Consider the following 23,629-nt stretch of genomic DNA (forward strand, 5'->3'; position numbering starts at 1 on the left):
CCCGGCCGTCAGTCGGGGTTGCGGTCTTTTTCCGCCGACGGCACCGGACGCACGGGCAGGACGATGCGGAACGTCGAGCCTTGGCCCGGCGTGCTCTCCAGGGAAACGCGACCGCCGTGCGCCTGCACCACGTTTTTCACGATCGCGAGACCGAGTCCGGTTCCACCGGTTTCGCGCGAACGGTGCTTCTCGACGCGGTAAAATCTTTCAAACACATGCTGTTGGTCGCCGTAAGGAATGCCGATGCCGTTGTCGGCGACTTCCACGCTGATTTCTTCTTCGCCGCGCGTTGCGCGCAATTCCACGGCGAGGGGCCGGCGGTTGCCGTGCTTGATCGCATTTTCGACAAGGTTGAGAAAGACCTGCTCGAGACGGCCGGCGTCCGCCTCGATCGCGAGATCATGGCCGCCGGCAACTACGCGCACCGCGGCTTCGTGCGCGCGGATCGGCTCCTCCAATTGACGCACCACGCGATCGAGCAAATCGCGGACATCGACACGGCCGGCTTGCAGTGCCAAGGACTGCGACTCCGACTCCGAAATGACAAGCAGATCGTCCACCAGGCGCTTGAGGCGGTCGGTGTGCTTCGACATCACATCAAGGGCGTTGGCGGCGAGAGCACGGTCATCGATGCCTCCATCGGACAATGTCTCGAGGTAGCCATTGATGATGGTGAGAGGGGTGCGCAGTTCGTGCGAAACATTGGCGACGAATTCGCGACGCAAGCGCTCGAGATTGCGGATGCGGCTGACGTCGCGCATCACCACAACGGCACCGCGTTGGCTCTCCGCCGTTTCCGGGAGGGGCGAGACGGCCACTTCATAGACGGCAACCTCGCGGCTGCGGTCGAGCGTGACTTCCCCGGAGAGCAGGCGACCGGACAGCACCGCCTCCCGGACGAGATGATGCATGTCGGCATTGCCGAATGCTTCGACGATCGTGCGCGCGGATAGCGGACCGGGCGACGGCGCCATGGCCTCCGCGGCGGGGTTGGACATGCGGATGCGCAAAGCCTGATCGACGACGAAGACACCTTCCGCAATGCCGGAGAGAATCGTTTCCAAGCCGAAACGCTCTCCGCGGGAGACGCGCTCGAGTTCTTCAAAGCGCAGCGCGACCGTGCGTAGGTCGAGTTCGGCAGGGCGCAGCGCACGGGGCAACTCGAGCATCAGCGGAAAGTTGGTGTCCCCGGCCGCCAATCGCCGGAGACCCGAGCGCAGGATGGCCAAGCCCCGCGCGTAGCGGTAGGCGAGCAACAACAATACGCCCGCGACCGCGAGAGCGCCGATCATCCACCAGCTCAATGTTCCTCCCCTGCGCGGAAGCGGTAGCCTTCTCCCCTCACCGTTTCGAGGCAAGCGGCACGCTTGCCGAGTTTGGCGCGCAGGCGGCGCATGTGCGTATCGACGGTGCGGCTGTCCACCATGCTTCGGTAACCCCAGACGTCACGCATCAGGCGGTCGCGTCCCAAGGTGCGGCCGTGGTTTTCCATCAGCATGGCAAGCAACTTGAACTCCATCGCGGTGAGGTCGAGTTTGCTGCCGTCCATGCGGATGTCGAATTTTCCGCGATCCAACTCGAAGGGGCCGGCCGCGAGCTTTTCCGCCGGAGCAGACGCAACCGAGCGCCGCAGCAGTGCTTGCACGCGAAGAACAAGTTCGCGGGGGCTGAACGGCTTGGTCAAATAATCGTCGGCCCCGAGTTCGAGGCCCGCGACCCTTTCCTCCTCGCGCGCTTTGGCCGTGAGCATGATGACCGGGACGGCAGCCACCGGGGGATGCGCTTTGAGCGCGCGACAGACATCCTCGCCGCGCATCTCGGGCAACATGAGGTCGAGAATGACGAGATCGGGCACTTCCTCCTTGGCCGCGGCCAATCCCGACAAACCGTCGGAGGCCTCGCGCAGACGGTAGCCGGCCTTTTTCAAATGCAGGCAGATCAGATTGCGGACGTCTGTCTCATCCTCGACGACGAGAATTCGCGGTTTTGAGTCCTGCGTCGAGGGCATCCCACGAACCTAAAAACGAAGCGTCTCGCCCTCAAACGCAAAAAAGTGAGCCGCCGGTATTCCCAGTCAGAAAACAAGAAAACTGACCGGCCCGGCGGCTCTTGGCGCAAACCAAACCATGTGTTTCGACCGCTCCCGGCCTCGGGCGTTCAAAAAAAGAATCCGGTAAAAGCGAATGACCCCGGCAGCAGGTTTGCGAATAATTTATCATGGCGAACATTGCCTTCCGTTGGCCCTTTTTCCGGCGGGCATCCGTGCTAAAGTCCGGAGATTCCATGATGAAACGCTTCTATCCTGTTGCAGCGTTGGTCGCCGTTGCTTGGCTTTCTGCCTGCAGCCCGATGGACAAACGGCATGTGATCCATGTGAGCGTTGCCGACCAGAAAATGCTGGTCACCGACCGCGGCGAGGCGGTTTCCACCTACCCCATTTCGACTTCGAAATACGGCCTGAGTTCGCGCCCGGGCAGCTACGGCACGCCGCTGGGCAAGCACCGGGTCGCGAGAAAAATCGGCCACGGCCTGCCACTGGGTGCCGTCCTGAAATCACGGCGCTTCACCGGCGAGATTCTTCCGGTCGATGCACCCGGACGCGATCCGATCGTCACGCGCATCCTGTGGTTGCGCGGCGTGGAGCGCGGCAACGGCAACAGTTTTTCGCGGCTCATTTACATCCACGGCACACCCGAGGAACGCAACATCGGCTCGCCGTCCAGCTACGGATGCATCCGCATGCGGTCGAAGGACGTGACCGAATTGTTCGCCCGTGTCGGCGTCGGTGCGAAGGTGGATATCTTCCGCGATCCGCTGGCCGTTCGCTTCCCGAAGCTCTTCAAACAGCAGGAGCATGCTGCTCCAGCCCCGCAGCCTGCCGCGACTCCCGCAGAAATGGCGGCGATCCCGGCGGCGGCCCGCGAACTTTGAACCGCCTGCGAGAGCCCGCGGAGTCCGGCATGCTCCGCATTGTTTTGACATGGATGCTGTGGCTGGCGCTGCTCGCGTGGGCCGCGACAATCCTGTTTATCTCATCCCTCACCCCGGAATCTCTTCCGCGCGCCGCATTCGTCACATGGGACAAGCTGAACCATCTGGCCGCCTTCGCCGCGGGCGGATGGCTCGCCGCCAGTGCCCTGCGATCCACGTGGCCGGAGCGGCCCGTCCGCGGGCTTCTTGTGTCCGCCGTGCTCTTGGTCGCCCTTTTCGGCGCCTTCGACGAAGCCCTCCAGACATTCACCCCGGGCCGGTCCGGCGGTGACATCTTTGATTGGATCGCCGATCTTCTCGGCGCCATGCTCGGCACGCTGCTGAACCTTTTGACCCATGCCCGACTCCAACGTCTCGTCACGCGTCGCTAAACTGCGGCGCGAGATCGCGCGGCACGACCGCCTCTATTACGAGCAGGCTGCGCCGGAAATAACCGACCGGGAATATGACACACTTTTGCGCGATTTGCGCGATCTCGAGGACGCGCACCCCGCGCTGCGCACGCCCGACTCGCCCACCCAGCGCGTCGCCGGAAAACCGCTCGATGGCTTCCGGCAGGTGCGACATCGCGCCGCCATGCAGAGCCTGGACAACACCTACTCGCTGGAAGAGGCGGATGCGTTCATCGCACGCGTGGAAAAGCTCCTGCCGGGAGCGGAGCTGCGCTGGACCATCGAGCCGAAGGTGGATGGTGTCGCCATCTCTCTGACCTACCGCGACGGGGCCCTCGAACTGGCGGCGACCCGCGGCGACGGCACCACGGGCGATGACGTCACGCAGAACATCCGCACCATCCGTTCGATTCCGCTGCAACTCGGGGGCAAGGCTCCCGAAGTCGTCGAAATCCGCGGGGAAGTTTACCTGCCGAAGAAAAAATTCGCCGCGCTCAACGAGGAGCGTGAGAAAAACGGCGAGCCGCTGTTTGCCAACCCGCGCAACGCGGCAGCCGGATCCCTCAAACTTCTCGATTCCTCGGTCGTCGCAAGGCGCGGACTCAACGCGGTGTTCTACGGACTCGGGGCCGTCGAAGGCGGATCGGCACCTGCCACGCAGGTGGAATTGCTCCATTGGCTGCAAGAATCCGGATTGCCCATCGTGCCGAAATTCTGGGAAGCCGACAGCCCGCGAGGAATCCGTGAAGCCGTTGCCTCGCTCGAAAACATCCGCAACGACTTCGCCTTCGAGACCGACGGTGCGGTGATCAAGCTCGATGACTTCCGGCGACGCGAACAGGCCGGTGCGACTTCCAAAGCGCCGCGCTGGGCGATGGCCTACAAATACGAGGCTGAACGCGCACGCACGCGGCTCAACGACATCACCGTGCAGGTCGGACGCACCGGAACGCTCACCCCCGTGGCCGAACTTGAGCCCGTGCAGATCGCCGGAAGCCGCGTGGCCCGCGCCACGCTGCACAACGAGGAGGAAATCGCCCGCAAAGACATCCGTATCGGCGACCACGTGTTTGTCGAAAAAGCCGGCGAGGTGATCCCCGCTGTCGTCGGCGTCGATGTGAAGGCACGCACCGGACGCGAAGAGAAATTCCGCATGCCCGACAAATGCCCGTCGTGCCGCAGCGAAGTTTTCCGCGATCCCGAACTCACGGCCGTGCGCTGTATCAACCCGGATTGCCCCGCGCAAATCCGCCGCCGGCTCGAGCACTTCGCCGCGCGCGGTGCGATGGATATCGAGGGGCTGGGCGAAGCCATGGTCGATCAACTCGTCACCACGGGATTGGTCAGCGCCCTGCCCGACATTTACGCGCTGAAGTCCGATGAAGTCTCCGCCCTCGAGCGCATGGGCGACAAAAGCACTGCCAATCTGCTCTCCGCAATCGAAAGCAGCAAAAAGCAGCCGCTGTGGCGTCTGCTCTTCGGTCTCGGCATCATGCATGTGGGGGCATCCCTCGCCCGCAGGCTCGCCGGCAAATTCCGCACGCTGGACAACATCGCCTCCGCATCGGTGGAGGAACTCCTCGGCACGGAGGATGTCGGCGAAATCGTGGCCGAAGAAATCCACGGCTTTTTCCGGTTGCCGCACAACAAGAGGCTGATCGAGAACCTGCGCGGACACGGGCTCAACTTCGGCGAACATGACGAGAGCGCCGCACCTGCATCGCAGGAACTCGCCGGCGAAACATGGGTGATCACCGGCACGTTGAGCCGCCCCCGCGACGAAATCGCCGAACTCATCCGCCGCCACGGCGGAACGGTCAGCGGCAGCGTGAGCAAAAAAACATCGTTCGTCCTCGCCGGAGAAGAAGCCGGCAGCAAACTCGAGAAGGCCAAGTCCCTGGGTGTTCCCGTGGCCGATGAGGAAACTTTGCGCGCACGTCTGGCATGAAACTCGTCTCTTGGAACGTCAACGGCATCCGCTCGATTCTGGGCAAAGGGTTGCTGGATTTTTGGGGCGCCGAGCGGCCCGATGTGCTCTGCCTGCAGGAGACCAAGGCGAAGCCGGAGCAGGTTGCCGACGTGGCATGGCCGCGGGGATTCGAACCGCATTGGAACAGCGCGGAGAAGCCCGGTTATTCGGGTGTCGCCGCCTTCGCAAAAAAGAAGCCGTTGCGCGCAACCCGCGGCATCGGTGTGGAGGAACATGACCGCGAAGGGCGTGTCGTCACGCTGGAATATGACACATTTTTCCTCGTCAACGTCTATACGCCGAATTCCCAGCGCGAACTCACTCGGCTCGAATACCGCACGGAGAAGTGGGAACCCGCGTTCCGCAGCCACCTCAAGAACTTGGAAAAGAAAAAACCGGTTATTTTCTGCGGCGACCTCAATGTCGCGCACACCGAGTCGGATCTCGCCAATCCGAAGACCAACCGGCGCAATGCGGGTTTCACCGACGAGGAGCGCGCGCAATTCCAAGCCCTGATCGACGCGGGCTTTGTCGATACCTTCCGGCTCTTCACCGAAGGAAACGGCCATTACACTTGGTGGAGCTACATGAACAACGCGCGTCCGCGGAATATCGGGTGGCGCATCGATTATTTTCTCGTATCGAAGGAACTGGTGCCGCGGGTGAAATCCGCGCGCATTTTGCCCCACGTGCCCGGCTCGGACCACTGCCCGGTCGTTTTGGAAATCAAGGACTGACCGAGAGCAGCGGCTTCAGCGCCTCGAATTTTTTCGAGGTGAGGCCATAAACCCGCTGCACATCATCGACTGTCGCATAAGGGCGGCCATCGATGATTCTTTGCGCCAGGGTTTTCCCCACCCCGGGCAGGCGCTCCACATCCTCGAACGACGCGGTGTTCACATCGACCATCCCTCCGGGTTGCGCGCCGAACTCCTCTTCGAGTTCGCGCTTTTCCTCGCGGCGCTCTTCCCGCATCGCGGCGAGTTTCGACGGGTTGGTCTTCGCCCAAAGCCCCTTCTTTTCCAACGCGGCCTGCAACTCGATGTCATCGATCCTGGCCTTGGCGTCATCATCGGACAAACCTTCGGGTGAAGTGCGCCCCACGCCGTAGCTGCGGGCAAGGCCGTTTTCCACGAGCCAAGAGGCGAGATCTTTGCCGTCCGAAGTGGTGACGAAGGCGTAGATGCGCGGCTTTGCCGAGCGCCCGAGAGCGCGGGAGAACGCGGTTTGCACCGTGAAAGCTTTCGAGAGAATGCGCGCGACTTCGTCTTTCGCCTTGCGTCCGAATTCCAGGGTCACTTTCGGATCCTCGACGCCGAAATAGGCCGACTGCTCGCGCACGCGCCGCTGGTCGCTTTCGGTGCCGGCCGATGTTTCCGGGCAATCGACGAAATAGAGTCGCACCACTTCCTCGCGACCCGGGCCGATTTTCACCGGGAAGCTGTCGCCATCCGCCCACTCCGAAGCTGCGAGGGTGCAATTCTCGAACCTCTGCAAATCCGGCACCGGCACCGCGCGAACCGTCGCCGCAAGACATAGCATGAAGGGGAACAACCGTCGCGTCATGAACGGAGACTACCACTGCCGGCGGGGCGGAACCAGAGCATGGCGTTTATTGGTTCGTGAAGAGGACGCGGTAAAAATTGTTGGTGCTGCCGAGCGGGACGGAGAATTCGCGACGCTCGTAGGACGAAGGGAGAAGCACGCCGCTTTGGTCGGCGGAGGTGGCAACCGGAATCGCGGTGTTGGTGAAGACGGAGGTGCTCAGATTTGTGCTGTTCTGCACCGCGTAGTTGCCGGCTGCGCCTTTGAGTCCGACAAAGCGGAACACGACAAACGCACCGCTGTTCGAGGAAGCGAGAAGCGAAGGCGTGCCGACCGTCGGATTGCCGTCGAAGGCGTATTCCTTCACATTGCTGAAACCGTCCCCGTCGGGATCGGCGCCCGGGGAGGTGTTGGTCAGACCGGGATAAGCAGTAAGCCAAGTATTGTAGGCGAGGAACGACGAAGGGTTGTCGGTCGGCGTGCCACTCACGGCAGTGGAAGCCGCGCCATGGCCGGCCAAATTCACGGCCCGGATTTTGAGCTGATAGGTCGTGCCGTTGCTCAGGCCGGTAATGACCAGCGGACTGGCGGCCGAGGCGGGTTCGCGCCGGGTCCAGACCGCGCCATTGCTGGTGGAAAATTCATAGTTGTTGACGGGCGCGCCGCCATCGTCGGCAGGCGGCAGGAAATCGACCGTCAGTTGACCGTTGCCCGCCTGCACGAGAGTGATCGATGGGGCAGACGGAGGGGCAGGCACCGGCGAACCGGTCGGAGTTCCCTCGACAGGATTGGAATCATCGCCCGGGCCGGCCGCATTCACCGCGCGAATGCGGACCGTGTAATCGACACCGTTGGTGAGACCGGTGATGACGACCGGGCTGGTCGTCACGGCGGGAACATGCGGGTTCCATGATGCGCCGTTGTCGGTCGAATATTCGTAGTTGGTGACCGGGGCACCTCCGTCATACACAGGCGCGGTGAAGACAACCGACAATTGCTGGTTTCCGGGCAGAATGGAAGTGATCGTCGGCTCGGACGGTGTGTCCGGAACCGGCGTGCCATTCACCGCATTGGAGGCCGCCCCGTATCCCGCGGAATTCAACGCGCGGATACAAACAGCATACGTCGTTCCGTTGGCGAGACCCGTGATGGAAATGGGGCTGCTCGTGGAAGCGGGCGAACGCCGGTTCCAAGTCGTGCCGCCGTCGGTGGAATACTCGTAGTTTGTGATCGCTGAACCGCCGTCCGATGAGGGCGCGGTGAAAGACACTGTCAGCCTTTGATTGCCGGGGATAATCGAAGTGATCGTCGGCGCACCGGGTGGAACCGGTGCGGGCGTTGCGGTCGGAGTGCCGTTGACCGTCGCCGAGGCGGCACCGGATCCGGCGGTGTTCACCGCGCGGATTTGCACCGGGTAAGTTGTTCCGTTGACCAAACCCGTGATGATCAACGGGCTGCTGGTCACGACGGGGGCGTGCGCGGTCCATGTGCTCCCGCCATCGGTCGAATATTCGTAATTGTTGAAAGGTGCGCCGGACAAAGGCGGGGTGAAGGCCACCGCAAGTTGACTGTTGCCGGGCGTGATACCCGTGATGGTCGGCGCGGAGGGCGGAGCGGGTGCAGGCGCACCGCTAACCGTGCCGGTCACGGCAACTTGCGTCGAAGGAACACTCGAGCTGGCGACGGTCACATTGCCCGACAGCGTGCCGGCGGTTCCGCTGGCGGCCAGACGCACATACACAGGCACCGGCGCGAGATTCGTAGTGAGCAAGGACGGAGCATTGGTCGCCGTCAACGTTGCCGTGCCACCGAAACCGGTGACGCTGTTGGTCGAGACTTGGAATCCCGCCGGAGCCGTGACGGTCACGGCGGTATTCGAGAGGTTGACGCCTTGGACGAGGAAAGAAGCCGGTGACGAAGGCGCGTTGAGCAGGGCAGTCATAGGCGCGACAGGCGACGGCACAGCGACCAATGTGGCTGGCGTGTTGGCCGGTGCTACGCCCGTCGTTGATACCTGGACGTAAAAGCCCTTCGTGTTGAGCGGACCGGAAACGTTGGTTGCGACCAAGTCATAACTGTTCGACATGATGGCGTTCACCGCGTAAATGCGCGGCGGATTGAGTCCGGATCCGGCGGCCGGAGTGCCGCTGATCGAACCGTAAACGATGCCGTTGTTCGTCTTGTTGGAAAAGGTCACGCCGGCGGGCAATCCTTGCACAACCCAGGAGGCAGGGGCCCGCATTTGCAGCGCGGAAAGCTCGCTCGGCCCGTAGGCATTGCCTTCGGTCAGTCCCTGCGCGGCGGAATACGCGTTGGTGGGAGCCTGGTAGACCGGCACCGCACCCGGATCCGGAGGAAGCACGGGTTGCGGCGCACTGAGCAGGCCGTCATACATCTCGATCTCGACGACAAAAATCGGCGGTATGGCGTTGGTCGCCGTGGACGGCTGAAGCTGCTGCTTGGGCGTGCCCGCCGCGACCGCTTGTCCTCCGTAAACCTGCATGCGGTCGTAAATGGGATGCATGTAGGTGAGCTTTGTTCCGCTGTCATGGATCATGCCGCCGAACTCGCTGTAAAACGTGTTGTTGTTGGTGCTGCGAGCGGGTTGGACACCACCGAACGCCAGACGGTTGGTTCCGCAGAGCGGAAACAAATTACCTCCCCACCATGAACCGCTGGGACTGTCGCCATAAGCGGTATTCGAGCCGCCCGCGTAATTCGCCGTGTAGGCAGGATTGACGACGCTGCTGTTGACGAAGCCGAGGGCGAAGCCGGCCGCCAAGTCGCCGAGAATGCGGCCCATGATGGCGGTGCCGAATTTGTTGTTGTAGAGCGCGATGTCATCGGCGGCGGTGTAGCCGCTGAAAGCCGCGACCGAGGTCCATCCCGCGCTCGTTTTCAACACGCGCTCGTTCGTGAGGTTGGACGGCACCCACGAGTTTGTGGAGTAGCGGAGAAGATGGTTCGGCGTGGAAGAGTTCGACGCCCACGTAAAACCCGCGGGCGTGGGCGCGGTGTAAACGGTCCACGTGGCCCAGTTGTCGGTCGGCCCACCGGTGTCGGCTCCGATCTCCATGGTCAGACCCGTGGCGTTGGTGTTCAGGCCCGCATTGGGACCGTTGGTCGAATTGTTCGTGGTGAAAATTTTCCCGGAGAGCAGCAGCGTGTTGCTGGCCGTCACAGCCAGATCGAAGTCGTAAAAGAAAAGCCACGCGCCGTTGCCGCCGTTGGTGTCGTCCAAAGAAATCATGTCCTTGATCTTGTTGGTGCGCGCCGTGTTCGTCTTGACCGCGTTGAAGTAGTCGGCGAAGAGCGGGAACGAGTTCGGAGTCGACGGGGTGTAGGCGGCGGGTATGGGCGTGACCACGCTGCCGGCAGCGGCGGAACTGGGGAACGCCACGAGCACGGCGTTGCTGCCGTTCGGCGATCTCCACAGGGCATTGGTGAACCTCGTGATCATGTTGCTCGCAAGAATGTTGAAGTTCGACTTGCTGAAATTGGTCCACCCCCCGTGCTGGTAATATTTCGTCGAGTCATTCGTCACGCTGGTGAAAACGCGCATGGCCAGAGGGATGGAGAATTGGTTGATGTAGGTGGTGTCGCCGACGTCTTGCGCGCTGCCGTCCAGGGTGACCTCGAAGGTGTTCCACTGGTGGAAGCCCCACGGCCCGGAGGGCGTCCCGGCGTTGGGAGGTGCGCCGATGAGCGTGGTCCCGTCCCACGCTCCGGTTCCGTTGGTCGGCGCCGGCAAATGTCCTCCGCCATAGCTGACCCACCAGGCGGCATTGTTGAAGTTGGTCGTATAGACCGAATAGTAAGACTGCCCCGCGGTGTTGGTCCCGGTTACGCCGATATCAGCGAGGGTGACGGTCATTTTTTTCGTCGTAGCCATCCAATTGGTCCATGAATTGGCGCCCGTGTTGGTGTTCGTCCACGTGAAGTTCGGATTCGGCGGGTCTTGCTTGGCGTTGGGCAGGATGAATACCTGGCTCGCTGCGTTGGTGCTGCTGTTGTAAAAGCGGATCTCGAGCTGCGCGGGGCTGGGAAAAACGACGATGTCGATGTTGGTCGAAGCGCCGGTTGCGCCCGGGGAATTGGTCAGCGCAATCTGCACCGTGTTCGTAAACGGGGCCGCGTTGGTGCCCGGAGTGAAATACAAAATCAGGCTGTTGCTCCCCGCCCCGTCGCCGGAAACGGGTTGCGTGGTGCCGGGAGACGGACTCACCTGGAAACCGGTCGTATTCGCCGGCACGCTCGAAGAAACCAAGCTCGCCGTGGCGCTGGTGATATTCGTGACCGGCAAATTGGAATAGAGCACCTGCACCGTCCCGCTGTTGGCCTCGATGCGCGAGGGCCAGTTGTTATCGAATCCCGCCTGCAAAGCGTGGGAGGCGTGCATGAAGGCTGCAAGCAGGAGAACCGGGAGGCAGAACTTCGCGGAGCGCGGGAGCGAGCTCACGAAGGCAAGTTGCAACATGTTCATCATTGCGGCCAGTGAAAAGTCGCCTGCACAGCAGGAAATATTCTTTGGTTCCAATGAAAAGCCCTAAACGCCGGCGATTTCGCCGGGGGCAAAAAACCGCTACAAGCAGTCAGGCGCACCGCGCGCAACACAGACATCCATTAATGCGCCGCAGCCTGCCCCTGACTACCCGACGCGAAGCGGCCTGGTGCGAAGGCCTACTGGTTCGTGAAAGTAACGCGGTAGAAATTATTCGTGCCCGGGGTGATGGGAACGGTAAATTCTTTGCGGTGGTAGTAGGCGGGCAGCGGGATGTTGAGCTGGTTGGTCGCGTTCGTCACCGTGGCACTGTAGTTCGTCCACGGACCGGTCGAGAGATTGGTTGTGTTTTGCACCGAGTAGTTGGTGCCGGCGTTGGTGAGTCCGACGTAGCTGATGTTCGATCCGGAGATGTTGATGAGATACGGCGTGGGGTTGGTCGGGTTGCCTCCGAACGCGTATTCGTCATAGTTGTCATAACCATCCCCGTCGGGATCGGCCGTGGTGTTGGTGTTCGACCCGGAAAGCGCCCAAGCGCCGACCCAGTTGCTGTAAGTCAAATAGGACGACGGTGTGGCGCCAAAATTGAAGGTGATCGTGTTGATGTTAGTCGCCGGCATGCTGTTGTAGGGGGAATTGCTGCTCAGCACATTCACGGCATAGACGGTGGCAGTCATGGTGCCGCTGCCGTTGGTCGGTGTGCCGACGATGGAGGCCTGCACATCGGTGCCTTCCGGATTGAGATCCACGCTCAATGCGAGGCCCGCCGGCAAGCCCGTCGCTTCCCAATAGGACGGCGTGTTGGAGTAATAAAGGGCGTTGCTGAAGTAGAGCGCGTTGGTGGCGTTGAAAGTCGTGGTGCCGTAAGGAACGGGCGCGTTGGTGTTGGTGCTGGAGTTCGGATAGGGAGCGTTTTTACCGCTGACCACCAACTCCAGAACAAAGTTTGTGTCGTTCGTTTGCCCGACAAAATTGTAAGCTGTGATAGATGAAGTCTGCGCGTAGACCTTCGTGAACGTCGAGGACATCAAAAGGGGGCACTGGTCAACCATCCGTCCGACGATATAGCCCTGCCACGAGTTACTCACCACACCAGGCGTGTTGTTAGTGGTGACCCAGCGGTTTATGAGGTGCAACCCGCGGGGAAGGTTTGTCGAGTAGTAGCCGCTGGAACCGACTGCGGGATCGGTCATGGATTGCTGCCAATTCAGCACAGTCAACTGCATTGTATCCAGATCCTGCCAATTCGCATTCGTCGTGAACAAATGTCCCAACCCGATACCCGAGAAGTTATACCCTCCCCCCCCTTGGGGGACTTGCCAGAAGCCTGCGGGGGCGGGCAATACCGTAAAAACGTCCGTGCTCCCGACGCCACTGAGGATGCCTTCGCCGTTGGTGACTGCCACAAGGATCGCGCCGGTAGAAGCCCCCGATGGGACGACCGCGGCCAAGGCATTTGAGTCAACCTGACCGAGATTATTCGTGTAGGGCCAAGTGTATTGCGCTTCGACCCAGTAGCCGACCGGAGAATTATAAACTGACGAGGAAAAATAGACCGCGTTGAAATTCTGCAAAGCAGGTCCTTCGGCCTGCGGCTTGACGAAGTTGGCCCCCAAAATTTTAACTTTTGTTCCCGGGCCGCCTGCGACGGGATCGAAGCCGAGCACCGTCGGCCCGGGTTGGGTGCCATTGACGAAAATGGGTATCTCGTTGACGGTCACGTCCAGCTCTCCCGTGTTGTTGGTGCCGTAGGTCATCACGCCGATGCTGGCGATGGGGGCAGCCCCGTTCGGACCCATGCCGCTGTAGTTCACAACCGAGACTGCGCCGCCCGCAGCCGGCGCGACATACGATTGCGGAATCAGATGGCCGGAAAGTGTCAACGTTCCGTCTTGATTGGTCGTGGCGATCACGCCGTAGGGCAACGCGCTGAGCCAGACGCCACCACCGTTGGTATTGGTCGTGGTGATCGTGATCTCGGGGATCGGCACGTTGGTCAAACCGCCTCCACTTTGGGGCGTCGAAGTGTTGGTCAACACAATCATGTTGTTCTGCCAGAAAGCCGGCGAAGTGCCCGAGCCGTTGGCGGTGGGGACAAAACCGAAGGGAAGTTGGTTGGTCGGAACAATCTGACCTCCTGCATTGGTGTTGGTCATGACCACGAGGTTGCCGCCTTGATTCGAATAAACCAGACCAACGGGAAGGTTGGTATTGAAGGAGACCGACGAGATCCCAGGACGCGATGCGCCCGCGGGGGGCGCGGAGACGGCATTGGTGAGATGGATTTCGAGCCAGACATTGGTGCTGCTGTGGGCTTGATAGAGCGGGACGCCTGGCGTGTAAGCGGCGTAAAGCATGCGGTCGCTGATCGGGTGACTATAGAGGGTGGGACTGAGCAGGAAGATCTGGTTGCCCCACGCAGAGTAACAACCGTCGTCATTGGTCCTGTTGGCGCGGTAAAGGCCGTTGGTCTGATCCCACCACTGCGTGGAGTTCATCCGGCCGATGAGGACGTTGGGCGAACCGCTGTTGCTGTTGTTTGTGATTTTGCCGTCCGAGTTGTATTGCCAGCCGTTGGTCCAACCGTTGACCGGGCTTTGCACAAAGCCGCCGGCGAATCCGAAAGCGATTTCGTTGAGGAAGCGGTCGAGCACACTGGGGTAAAAGTGTTCGCTTCCCAATGCCGCAACATTGGTGATCCAGTTGTTGGCCGCACCTCCGGACCAGAAGCTGACGTAACCCTGATTGCTGCTGCCAATGAAGCTTGCGGGCGCACTGTAGATGTATCCGGAGAAGACCGCATTCTGCGGGTTGCCGGAGTCGGGCGTGTATTGGATGGTCCAACCGAGACTCGCGGGAAAGTTCGTTATCGGCGTCGCACCGCTGGTGTAAGCACCGTAGTTGCTGTAGACCCCGACGGAAACATTCGTCAGCACCGGAACGGGAGTGACGTAATTAGTATTGGCGTAGGATGAAACGGCTTGGGCATTGGTGTTCGGCTGGAAGGTCAAATCCGCATTCCAGACAAAGAAGTAGCCACCGGGCACGGGATCGCCGACCTCGGCATGAATTTTCGTCATGCCCCACGGCGTTCCGTCGGGGGCGTTCGCATTGTTCGTGGTGTTGTAAGCCACTTGGCTGACGTATCGGGAAAGTGATGGCGCGCTGAAGCCGGGCCATCCTTGGAGAAAATTGACCGTGCCCGAGGCACCGGGCCCCAAATAGGCACCCATGGGCATCATCAAGCCGGGAGCCGCCGCGCTGCTCGGGCCGACCAAGCGCAACGTGTTGTTGTTCGTGGCGGACCCGAACCAGTTGACTCCCGGGGTCATGCGAAGATTCGTCAGGACCGTGGGAAGAATGGCGCCGTTGGTCGCCCCCGCGGGACCCTGCAGTATGACGGGCGACGTTGTATTCGAGCGCACCACCGCATACGTCGGAACGGATAGTTCGTTGATGGCCGTCACGTCCACGGTGTCGAACCCGCTGCCGAAGTAGGCGTATTCCACCTGGACGAATGGCGCCATGCCCCACTGATTGGTGGACGGGCCGACCGGCGAGGGATTGCCGCCCTTGTTGGCGCCGGTGCTGTATTGCTGGTTGGTCAGCCCAACCCAAAAAGAACCGCTTTTAGTGTATTGCACATAAAGACGACGGTAGGTGCCTGTGGAATCAGTCACAGGTGTGAGATTGGTCAGGGAAACCGACGTTCCGTTCGGCACCGACGTCGCTATGCCATTCGAAGTATAAACATTGAATTGTGCGGCGTCCGTCGGGTCGGTCCCGGTGACGAGCAACTGGACATTGTCATCGCCGTTCCCGGTGTTGTTGTAAAAACGAACCTCAAGCGGGTCGTAGGACGGCGTCTGCGCCTGCGTTGTGCGGGGAAGACCGGAAAGAATGACAGAAACCGACAGAGCAAAATAAAGCGGCGCGAAGAAGGTGCGTTTTTTGATCATGGGGTGTTCCGCCTGAAGGGAGACAAGACACCTGTTCGGAGCCAATAGCAAGGGGTTAATAACAAACTTGGTGAGGTGCTTCCGCCCTTGCTGCCTTGGCAGGCGATCACACCGCACGTAAGCTCCCAAGCCATGAACATGCCACGCATCATCTTTGTCTTTGCCGTCATCTTTGTCCTCTTGGGAATTGGGGCCTATCTGGTCACCGGGGCGCAGTCTTGGACCGCGCTTATACCAACGATTTTCGGGCTCCTGCTGGCTTTGGCCGGCGGATTTTCGCTCAAGAGCCTGAAACACGGCGGTCACGTTGCGGCATTGCTTGGAGTAATAGGGTTCCTCGGGACGGCCAAAAGCCTGATCAAACTTCCGGCACTTTTTTCTGGCGCTCCGCTCGACCGCCCGGCTGCGGTCGCCACGCAGGCAGTGATGGCGGTGCTGTGCATCGTGTTCATCGCGCTTTGTGTGAAGTCGTTCATTGACGCGCGGCGCGGAAAGAAAGCCTGGTGATGTCCGCACACCGCTGTTGGGCGGAAATCGACCACGACGCGCTGCGCCACAACACGCAGGCTCTCCGGCGCACAATCGGCGGGAAATCAGGCATCATTGCGGTGGTCAAGGCCGATGGCTACGGTCACGGCGGACCCGCGGTGGCAAAAACTTTGGCGCCGCATGTCGAGCAATTCGGCGTAGCCACGCTGGACGAGGCACGGGCCGTCCGCGCTGCCGTGCCGGAGAAAGATATTCTGCTTTTGAGTCCGTGCCTGCCCGCCGAACGCGAAGAGGTTGTGAAGGTAGGATTCATTCCCGTCGTTTCGAGCACGGCCGAGGCCAAAGCTTACGCACGTCTCGCTCAAGGGAAACCCGTGCGGATTCATCTTTGCATCGACACCGGCATGGGACGCATCGGCGTGTGGCAGGATGAGGCCATAAAAACCGCGCGGGAAATCGCCGCGATCCCCGGCATCGAAGTGGAAAGCGTCTCGACGCATTTGCCCGCGGCGGACAGCGATCCGGATTTCACCTCGGCCGAGCTGGAAGCATGGAACAGAATTGTCGCGCAGCTACGTCCGATTTTGCCGTGCGCGAAATTTCACGCACTGAACAGCGCAGCCTCGCTCGAGCGCCCGCAATACGCCGCTGACCGCGTGCGTCCGGGCCTTGCGCTCTATGGCATTTCTCCCCTCCCCGCGTTCGAAAAGCTGCTCAAACCGGTCATGACTCTGAAAACGCGCATCACGCTGGTGCGCGATTTCGGGCCGGGACGCGGGATCAGCTATGGACGCGATTTCATCACGCCGAAGCCCATGCGCGTCGCCACGCTGGCTATAGGCTACGCGGACGGCTATCCGCGACAAACCTCCAACAAGAGCGCGCAGGTGCTCGTGCGCGGCCGGCGTTGTCCGACCCTCGGTCGAATCACCATGGACCAATTGATGGTCGATGTCACAGACCTGCCGCGCGATATCGCACCCGGTGAGGAAGTCGTTCTGTTCGGCAAGCAAGACGGCGGCGAGATCGCGGTCAAGGAAGTTGCGTCATGGTCTGAAACCATCACCTGGGATATCTTCACACGCCTCGGACGCCGCGTGCAGTTGGTGCATCTGGAAGTCTGAGCAAAGAGGCTCAGGCCGCCGGCAGCGCGACAGCCGGGTCCTCCCGCAGGGGAATGACGCGGTTCCGCGCGAGGATCAGCCACCATACGCGCGCGGAAGAGAGAACAATCAGCAGAACCAAGACCAGAAACACCGACGTGACCGCGGCGTTCACGTTGTTGTTCATCAGCAGGTGCTCCCAAGTGGCGAGTTGATCCGACGTGCCGCCCGCGGCGATTTTGCCGCGCAACTCCGCTGCAGCACTGAGAAATCCGAGGCGCGGATCCGCGGCAAAAATTTTCTGCCAGCCCGCGGTCATGGTGACAGCCAAGACCCAAGCCATGGGAACGAGCGGGACCCACGCGTAACGCGCACGTCCCATTTTGAGGAGCACCGTGACACCGAGCGAAAACGCGATGACGGCAAGAAGCTGGTTGGCGATGCCGAAAATCGGCCAGAGCGAGTTGATGCCGCCGAGGGGATCGATGACGCCCTGGTAGAGAAACCATCCCCACGCGGTGACGAAGGCAATGCTGGCCAGCCAATTTCCGGCTGCGGACTCGGTGTCCCCGAGCGGTTTCCACACGTGCCCGAGCAGATCCTGCACGAGGAACCGGCCGACACGCGTCCCGGCGTCGATCGTCGTGAGGATAAAGAGGGCCTCGAACATGATGGCGAAGTGATACCAGATGGCGATGGCTGTGGGGTTGTTCGTGAGCTTGGAAAACATTTGCGCCATGCCGACGGCGAATGTCGGCGCGCCGCCGGTGCGTCCGATCATCGACTTCTCGCCGACGCTGGCAGCCAGCCCGGACATTTCCTGTTCAGTGACCGGGAATCCGAGGGCCGTGACTTTTTCCACCACAGCCGCGGGCTCTCCCTTCATGTTGATGGCGAAATATTCGCCGGGGTTCATCGTGCAGGCCGCGATGAGCGCCATCACCGCGACAAGCATTTCGGTGATCATGGATCCGTAGCCGACGAAGCGTATGTCGGCCTCGCGCGCGAGGATCTTCGGCGTGGTGCCGGATGAAATGATTGCGTGGAAACCCGAGATCGCTCCGCAGGCGATCGTCACGAAGCAGAACGGGAACACGGGACCGGCGAAAACGGGGCCGCTGCCGTCGATGAATCGCGTGAGCGCGGGCATCTGGAGCACCGGCATGATGAAGACGATGGCCACCGCGAGAAAACCGACCGCACCGATTTTCAGAAAAGAGCTGAGGTAATCGCGCGGGGCGAGAAGAAGCCAGACGGGCAGGACCGAGGCGAGAAGACCATAGCCCATAATGAGCCACGCGAGCGTGGTCTCCTTGCAGAAAAACCACTGCTCGAGCGCGGTGCCCTGGATCCAATGGCCGCCCAAGACGGAGAGGAACAATCCGGCCACGCCGAAGATACTGATGGCTTTCATTCCCGCCGTATTCGTCTTCATCCCCCATCCCATGACCATGGCCAGCGGTATGGTAGCGGCGATGGTGAAGAGTCCCCACGAGCTTTCAGCCAGGGCCTTGACCACCACGAGGGCAAGCACGGCTAGGAGAATAATCATGATCGCGAGAATGCTCACGAGGGCCACCCCGCCGGCGAAAGATCCGATCTCGTCGCGCACCATGCGCGCGAGGGATTTTCCCCCGCGTCGCGTCGAGCAGAACATGACGATGCAATCATGCACCGCACCGCCCAAGGTCGCACCGACAAGAATCCAAAGCAGACCAGGCAGATAGCCGAACTGCGCGGCCAGCACCGGGCCGACCAGCGGGCCCGGTCCGGCGATCGCGGCGAAATGGTGGCCGAAAACAACCCAGCGGTTTGTCGGGACATAATCACGGTTGTCGTTGCGGAGGACAGCCGGCGTGGCGCGCGCGTCATCAAGCGTGAGGACCTTGGCCATAAGCCAGGCGGAATGAAACCTCCACGAGAGGGCGAAGACGCAGAGCGAAGCGATGACGATCCATAGCGCGCTGATGTGCTCCCCGCGCGCAGTGGAAACAACCGCGAGCGCACCCGCGCCGGCAGCGAACACGGCGAACCAGCCGAGCAGTGCAGGCAGCGACAGGCGACGCGACGTGGGGTCAGTCATGGTGCAAACGCATTGCGTAATGCAGCGCGCAGATGCCGTCAACCTGCGCCAAGGTAGGCTTCGCGCACCCGCGGGTTGTCGAGAAGTTCGGACGCGGGACCTTCAAGAACGAGGCTTCCTGTTTCGAGCAGGCAGGCACGGTGCGCGAGGCGCAGCGCCATGTTGGCGTTTTGTTCGACGAGCAGGATCGTGACCCCGTCGTCGTTCAGTTGCCGTAGCACGGCAAAAATTTCCTGCACGAGTTTCGGCGCAAGGCCCATCGAGGGCTCGTCGAGGAGGAGGACGTTCGCATCGCTCATCAGCGCGCGGGCCATGGCGAGCATCTGTTGCTCGCCGCCGCTGAGCGTCCCGGCCATTTGCGAGAGCCTTTCGCGAAGGCGCGGGAAAATGTGAAGGACTTTTTCCAGATCGCGGTTGCGCGCGGCTTTGTCGCGACGCACCCATGCGCCGAGCTGCAGGTTTTCCATCACCGTGAGGCCGCCGAAAATCCCGCGCCCCTCGGGAACATGGGCCATGCCGAGGCGGACAATGCGGTCGGCTGTCAGGTCGCCGATATCGCGACCGCCGAGGTGCACGGAACCCTCGTAAGGCAGCAAACCCGAAAGCGCGCGCAGGGTCGTCGTCTTGCCCGCGCCGTTGGCGCCGACGAGGGCGAGGATTTCACCGCGCATGAGCGTGAAGCCGATACCTTTCACGGCGCGGATATCGCCGTAGCGGACCACCAAGTCTCTTACCTCAAGCGCCGCTTCACCCATGGGTGTCCTCCTGTCCGAGGTATGCTTCGATCACCTTGGGGTCGCGGCGCACCTCTTCCGCCGTTCCCTCGGCGATGGTCGCGCCGAAATCCAACACGGTGATGCGGTCGCAGAAGCTCATGACCAGCTGCATGTGGTGTTCGATGAGGAGCATTGTCACCGAGAAATGATCTCTCAGCCACCCGAGGAACTCGACGAGCTTGAGCGTTTCGGCGGAATTCATTCCGGCGGCGGGCTCGTCGAGGAGCAACAGCGCGGGGTTCAGGGCCATGGCGCGGGCGATCTCCAGCCTGCGCTGCGATCCGTAGGGAAGGTCGCCGGCCCGCTCCCGCGAAACATCGCCCAGCCCGAATTTTTCCAGCATGTCCTCGCATCGCGCGATCGTCTTCTTTTCGGCGCGGCGCGCCGACGGCAGCTGGATCATGGCCCCGGGCCACGAGTAGCGCGCATGCGCGTCGTGCGCGATGCGGACGTTGTCGAGGACGGTGAGGTCGCGGAACAGGCGGATGTTCTGGAACGTCCGGGCGATGCCGCCGCGCGCGATGGCCGAGGGACGCCTGCCGGCGATGGATTCCCCGCGGAAAAGAATGTCACCCTCGGTCGGAGCGTAAATGCCGGTCACGACATTGAACGCCGTGGTTTTGCCCGCGCCGTTCGGACCGATGATCCCGTGGGCATGACCCTGTTCGACATCGACCGAGAAATCCGACAGGGCAACAAGGCCGCCGAACCGCATGGTCACGCGACGCACTTCGAGCAACGCGCTCATTTGCCGTCCTCCTTGCGTTTGAATTCGCGCCGCGGGACAAACCACGCGAATTCACGCATGCCCATGATTCCGCGGGGGCGGAAAATCATGAGCAGCACGAGGATAAGGGGCAAGATGACCATGCGCCACGTCCCGAGCGGCTGGAGCAACTGGGCGAGGATCGTGAAGACCGTGGCGCCGAGGATGGAGCCTGCCAGCGAGCCGACGCCGCCGAGATACACCATGACGAGAATCTCGGTCGACTTGACGATGTCGAACACCGAGGGGTTGATGAACTGTAGCTGGTGGGCGAAGAGCGCGCCAGCCACGCCGCCGAAGAAGGAGGAGACAACGAAAGCAGCCAGCTTTGCTTTCCGCGTGTCCACGCCCATCGCGTTGGCGGCGATTTCGTCCTCGCGCACCGCGACAATACCGCGGCCGAAGCGCGAATAAACGAGATTGCGGATCGTCCAGAGCGTGACGACAACCCACAGCGCCGTCCAAAGCAGCGTGGTGTGGCTGCCGATGCCGAGGAATCCGCGCGGCCCGCCCACATACGGGATATTTTCCAAACCCGACTTGACGATCATGAGGAAGGCGAGCGTGATGATCGCCAGGTAATCGCCGCGGGTTTTGAACGAAAGCAGGCCGAGAAGGAATCCGACCGCACCAGCCAGCAGTCCTCCGGCGCAAACGGCGACAGGGAACATCCAGAGCGGGTCGCCCCACTCCAGCCATTTGACCGAGACACAGGCCGAGAGATAAGCACCCAGCGCCATGAAGCCTGCATGACCGACCGAGAATTCGCCCATCCAGCCGTTCACGAGGTTGAGGCTCACGCAGAGGATGATGTTGATACCGAGGGTGACGAGAACGAAGCGGACGTAGTCATCGACCAGTCCGAATCTCTCGACGGCAAAGCACGCGGCCAGGCAGACCCCGAGAAGGGCGAGGAGCACGCCGCGCGGCGGGGGTTGTCGCAGCCAGCGCATCAGACTTTCTGCACCGCGGGACGTCCGAGCAGGCCGTAGGGTTTGAAGACGAGGATGACCAGGAGAAGCGAATAGACGACCAGGTCGCGGTAAGTCGAGGGCATCACGGTGACGATGAGAACTTCCACCGCGCCGAGCAAATAGCCTCCGAGCACCGCGCCGCGCACGTTGCCGATGCCGCCGATGACAGCGGCGACGAACGCCTTCCACCCGACCAGGATACCCATGGATGCGCCGATCACCGGGTAGGCCAGTCCGTAGAGCACGCCGGCCGCGCCGCCCAGCGCCGCGCCGATCGCGAATGTCACGCTGATGATCGTGTTAACGGGCACACCCATGAGCGGCACGCTGAAGCGGTCCTGCGCGATGGCCCTCATGGCCATGCCGTAGCGTGTTTTGCGGATGAAGAAATCCAGCGCGACCATGAGTCCGACCGAGACGCCGATGATGAGAAGCTGCAGCGAGGAAATGCTGATCCCGGCCAGATGCCAGGTCACCGATTTGAAAATTTCCGGCATGCGCTGCGAGTAAGGACTGAGGCTGAGCGTGGTGTTCTGTATGACAAGACCGCAGCCGAGCGCGGTGATGATGGCCGAAACGCGGGGGGCGTTGCGCAGCGGACGGTAAGCCAGCCGCTCGATGCAGACGCCGAGGAGCGCCGTGGCCAGCATCACGATGAGGAGCGCCGCCACGAAGGGCACGGGCGCGACGAGAAGCAGGAGGAAGCAGAAGAACGCGCTCACCATGAACACATCACCGTGGGCGAAATTGATCATGACCAGCACGCCATAGACCATGCTGTAGCCGAGCGCGATGAGCGCGTAGATCGATCCGAGTTGGACCGCGTTGATCGCCTGCTGCGCGAAATAATCCATGCGCGCGGCTCAGACGATCAAGGCTGCGCGTTCGTCACCCACTGGAAGGCGCCGTCTTTGATCTGGAGGACGACGGCACTCTTGATCGGATCGCCCGAGCCGGGTTCGAAGCGGAAGGTGCCGGTCACGCCCTTGTATTCGCGGATCTGCGACAGCGCTTCGCGCAAAGCCTCTCGGTCATTCTTGCCGGCTTTCTCGATGGCTTCGGTCATGAGACCGCAGGCGTCGTAGGTGAGTGCGGCGACGTCGTCGGGCGCCTGCCCGTATTTGGCGGTGTAGTCGGTGACGAATTTCTTGGCTTCGTCGGTGGCGATCTGCGTGGAGAAGTGGTTGCAGAAATACGAGCCGTCGACATCGGCTCCTCCCAGCTTGATGATCTCGGGCGAACTCCATGCGTCGCTGCCGATGAACGGGACATTGATCCCGAGGCGGCGCGCCTGCTGGGCGATGAGCGGGACGTCGTTGTAATACGTCGGAAGGAAAATGATGTCGGGGTTGGCCTCGCGGATGTTGGTGAGCTGTGCGGAGAAATCCTTGTCGCCGGTCGTGAATGTCTCGAACGCGACAATCTCGCCGCCGTTGGCGGTGAAGGTTTCCTTGAAGAGAGCGGATTGCGCCACGGGCGCCTCGGAGGCCACGTCATAGAGGACGGCCGCCCGCTTTGCCCCGAGGTTGTTGAGGGCGAACTTCGCAAGCACGAGCGCCTCGAATGGATCGGTGAAGCATCCGCGGAACACGTAGCGCTTCGGCGCGCCGGAAGTCGTGTCGGTCGTTGTCCTGGGGTTGGTGGACCACGGCGACATCATCACGCATTTGAGGCTCTCGGCGATTTCCCCGGCGGGAATGGCGCAGGCGCTGGAGTTCGGCCCGATCATCGCGACAACACCCTGGCTGGAAATGAGCTGCTGGGCGACCGACGCGGCTTGGTCGGCCTTGGCGCCGTTGTCGCGGACAACGAGTTCGACTTTCTTGGGTCCGCCCTCGAGCGCTACGCCGCCCTCCTTGTTGATCTGCTCGAAGAAAAGCTCCGCGGCGTTTTTGCTGGAGGCGCCCACCGCGGGGATGTCGCCGGTCAATTCGAGGTTCATACCGATTTTGACCGCGTCGCTTTTCGGACCGCCGCAAGCGGCGAGAAAAACCACGGACAACGCAGCGGAAAACAGCCGTATAGATCTTGTCATGCGGGGTGTTTAGGCGTGCGCTGCACGACCGGCAAGGGAATTTGGG

At 61.6% G+C, this 23,629-nt stretch carries 17 protein-coding genes; 6 read left to right on the forward strand and 11 right to left on the reverse strand.

The genetic code is table 11. The annotated features are described in order from the left end of the window. Window positions 1–8: 8 nt before the first annotated feature. Together FGM15_00100 and FGM15_00105 are read right to left on the reverse strand one after the other, a co-directional pair. Window positions 9–1,292: a hypothetical protein gene (locus FGM15_00100; GenBank protein MBU3664266.1), complete on the reverse strand. Its 1,284-nt coding sequence runs from the start codon at window positions 1,290–1,292 to the stop codon at window positions 9–11. Between the two features lie 8 nt (window positions 1,293–1,300). After that, window positions 1,301–2,008 (reverse strand): response regulator transcription factor, encoded by a 708-nt coding sequence (locus tag FGM15_00105; GenBank protein ID MBU3664267.1) that lies wholly within the window; start codon window positions 2,006–2,008, stop codon window positions 1,301–1,303. A gap of 341 nt (window positions 2,009–2,349) precedes the next feature. On the opposite strand from FGM15_00105, the gene FGM15_00110 reads away from it, so the two are divergent. Genes FGM15_00110 through xth form a run of 4 tightly spaced genes read left to right on the forward strand, consistent with a single transcriptional unit; the run spans window position 2,350 to window position 6,089 of the window. Continuing rightward, on the forward strand, window positions 2,350–2,931 hold the full coding sequence (locus tag FGM15_00110; GenBank protein ID MBU3664268.1) for a L,D-transpeptidase: 582 nt from the start codon (window positions 2,350–2,352) through the stop codon (window positions 2,929–2,931). After that, window positions 2,730–3,362 carry a VanZ family protein gene (locus tag FGM15_00115; protein ID MBU3664269.1) on the forward strand — a complete coding sequence of 211 codons (633 nt, stop codon included), beginning with the start codon at window positions 2,730–2,732 and terminating at the stop codon, window positions 3,360–3,362. Before FGM15_00110 ends, FGM15_00115 begins: the two co-directional genes overlap by 202 nt. Continuing rightward, window positions 3,328–5,331: an NAD-dependent DNA ligase LigA gene (gene ligA / locus FGM15_00120; GenBank protein MBU3664270.1), complete on the forward strand. Its 2,004-nt coding sequence runs from the start codon at window positions 3,328–3,330 to the stop codon at window positions 5,329–5,331. Before FGM15_00115 ends, ligA begins: the two co-directional genes overlap by 35 nt. Continuing rightward, window positions 5,328–6,089, forward strand: coding sequence for an exodeoxyribonuclease III (gene xth, locus FGM15_00125; protein ID MBU3664271.1), 762 nt, complete (start codon window positions 5,328–5,330; stop codon window positions 6,087–6,089). Before ligA ends, xth begins: the two co-directional genes overlap by 4 nt. Here the strand turns inward: xth and FGM15_00130 are convergent. The 3 genes from FGM15_00130 to FGM15_00140 form a co-directional block, all read right to left on the reverse strand. Next, window positions 6,079–6,918: a hypothetical protein gene (locus FGM15_00130; protein ID MBU3664272.1), complete on the reverse strand. Its 840-nt coding sequence runs from the start codon at window positions 6,916–6,918 to the stop codon at window positions 6,079–6,081. The genes xth and FGM15_00130 overlap by 11 nt on opposite strands. A 46-nt stretch (window positions 6,919–6,964) precedes the next feature. Next, window positions 6,965–11,383, reverse strand: a complete 4,419-nt coding sequence (locus tag FGM15_00135) for a fibronectin type III domain-containing protein (protein ID MBU3664273.1) — start codon at window positions 11,381–11,383, stop codon at window positions 6,965–6,967. Window positions 11,384–11,577: 194 nt separating this feature from the next. Next, on the reverse strand, window positions 11,578–15,357 hold the full coding sequence (locus tag FGM15_00140) for a hypothetical protein (GenBank protein ID MBU3664274.1): 3,780 nt from the start codon (window positions 15,355–15,357) through the stop codon (window positions 11,578–11,580). 75 nt (window positions 15,358–15,432) lie between these two features. Between FGM15_00140 and FGM15_00145 the strand changes: the two genes are divergently transcribed. Both FGM15_00145 and alr read left to right on the forward strand, forming a co-directional pair. Next, a complete protein-coding gene (locus FGM15_00145; protein MBU3664275.1) occupies window positions 15,433–15,864 on the forward strand; it encodes a hypothetical protein in 432 nt (143 codons plus the stop codon). Next, window positions 15,864–16,970: an alanine racemase gene (gene alr / locus FGM15_00150; GenBank protein MBU3664276.1), complete on the forward strand. Its 1,107-nt coding sequence runs from the start codon at window positions 15,864–15,866 to the stop codon at window positions 16,968–16,970. The genes FGM15_00145 and alr overlap by 1 nt, the downstream gene beginning before the upstream one ends. 10 nt (window positions 16,971–16,980) lie before the next feature. Here the strand turns inward: alr and FGM15_00155 are convergent, their stop codons facing one another. Genes FGM15_00155 through FGM15_00180 form a run of 6 tightly spaced genes read right to left on the reverse strand, consistent with a single transcriptional unit; the run spans window position 16,981 to window position 23,583 of the window. Further along, window positions 16,981–19,032, reverse strand: coding sequence for a carbon starvation protein A (locus FGM15_00155; GenBank protein MBU3664277.1), 2,052 nt, complete (start codon window positions 19,030–19,032; stop codon window positions 16,981–16,983). Window positions 19,033–19,070: 38 nt separating this feature from the next. Beyond that, a complete protein-coding gene (locus tag FGM15_00160) occupies window positions 19,071–19,787 on the reverse strand; it encodes an ABC transporter ATP-binding protein (GenBank protein ID MBU3664278.1) in 717 nt (238 codons plus the stop codon). Further along, window positions 19,780–20,556, reverse strand: coding sequence for an ABC transporter ATP-binding protein (locus FGM15_00165; GenBank protein MBU3664279.1), 777 nt, complete (start codon window positions 20,554–20,556; stop codon window positions 19,780–19,782). The genes FGM15_00160 and FGM15_00165 overlap by 8 nt, the downstream gene beginning before the upstream one ends. Next, the gene (locus FGM15_00170) at window positions 20,553–21,527 is read right to left on the reverse strand and encodes a branched-chain amino acid ABC transporter permease (GenBank protein MBU3664280.1); all 975 of its coding nucleotides are present in this window, start codon (window positions 21,525–21,527) and stop codon (window positions 20,553–20,555) included. Before FGM15_00170 ends, FGM15_00165 begins: the two co-directional genes overlap by 4 nt. After that, on the reverse strand, window positions 21,527–22,402 hold the full coding sequence (locus tag FGM15_00175; GenBank protein MBU3664281.1) for a branched-chain amino acid ABC transporter permease: 876 nt from the start codon (window positions 22,400–22,402) through the stop codon (window positions 21,527–21,529). Before FGM15_00175 ends, FGM15_00170 begins: the two co-directional genes overlap by 1 nt. A 17-nt stretch (window positions 22,403–22,419) precedes the next feature. Then, window positions 22,420–23,583, reverse strand: a complete 1,164-nt coding sequence (locus FGM15_00180) for an ABC transporter substrate-binding protein (GenBank protein ID MBU3664282.1) — start codon at window positions 23,581–23,583, stop codon at window positions 22,420–22,422. Window positions 23,584–23,629 lie beyond the last annotated feature (46 nt).

This window comes from Chthoniobacterales bacterium (assembly GCA_018883245.1).
Lineage (GTDB): Bacteria > Verrucomicrobiota > Verrucomicrobiia > Chthoniobacterales > JACTMZ01 > JACTMZ01.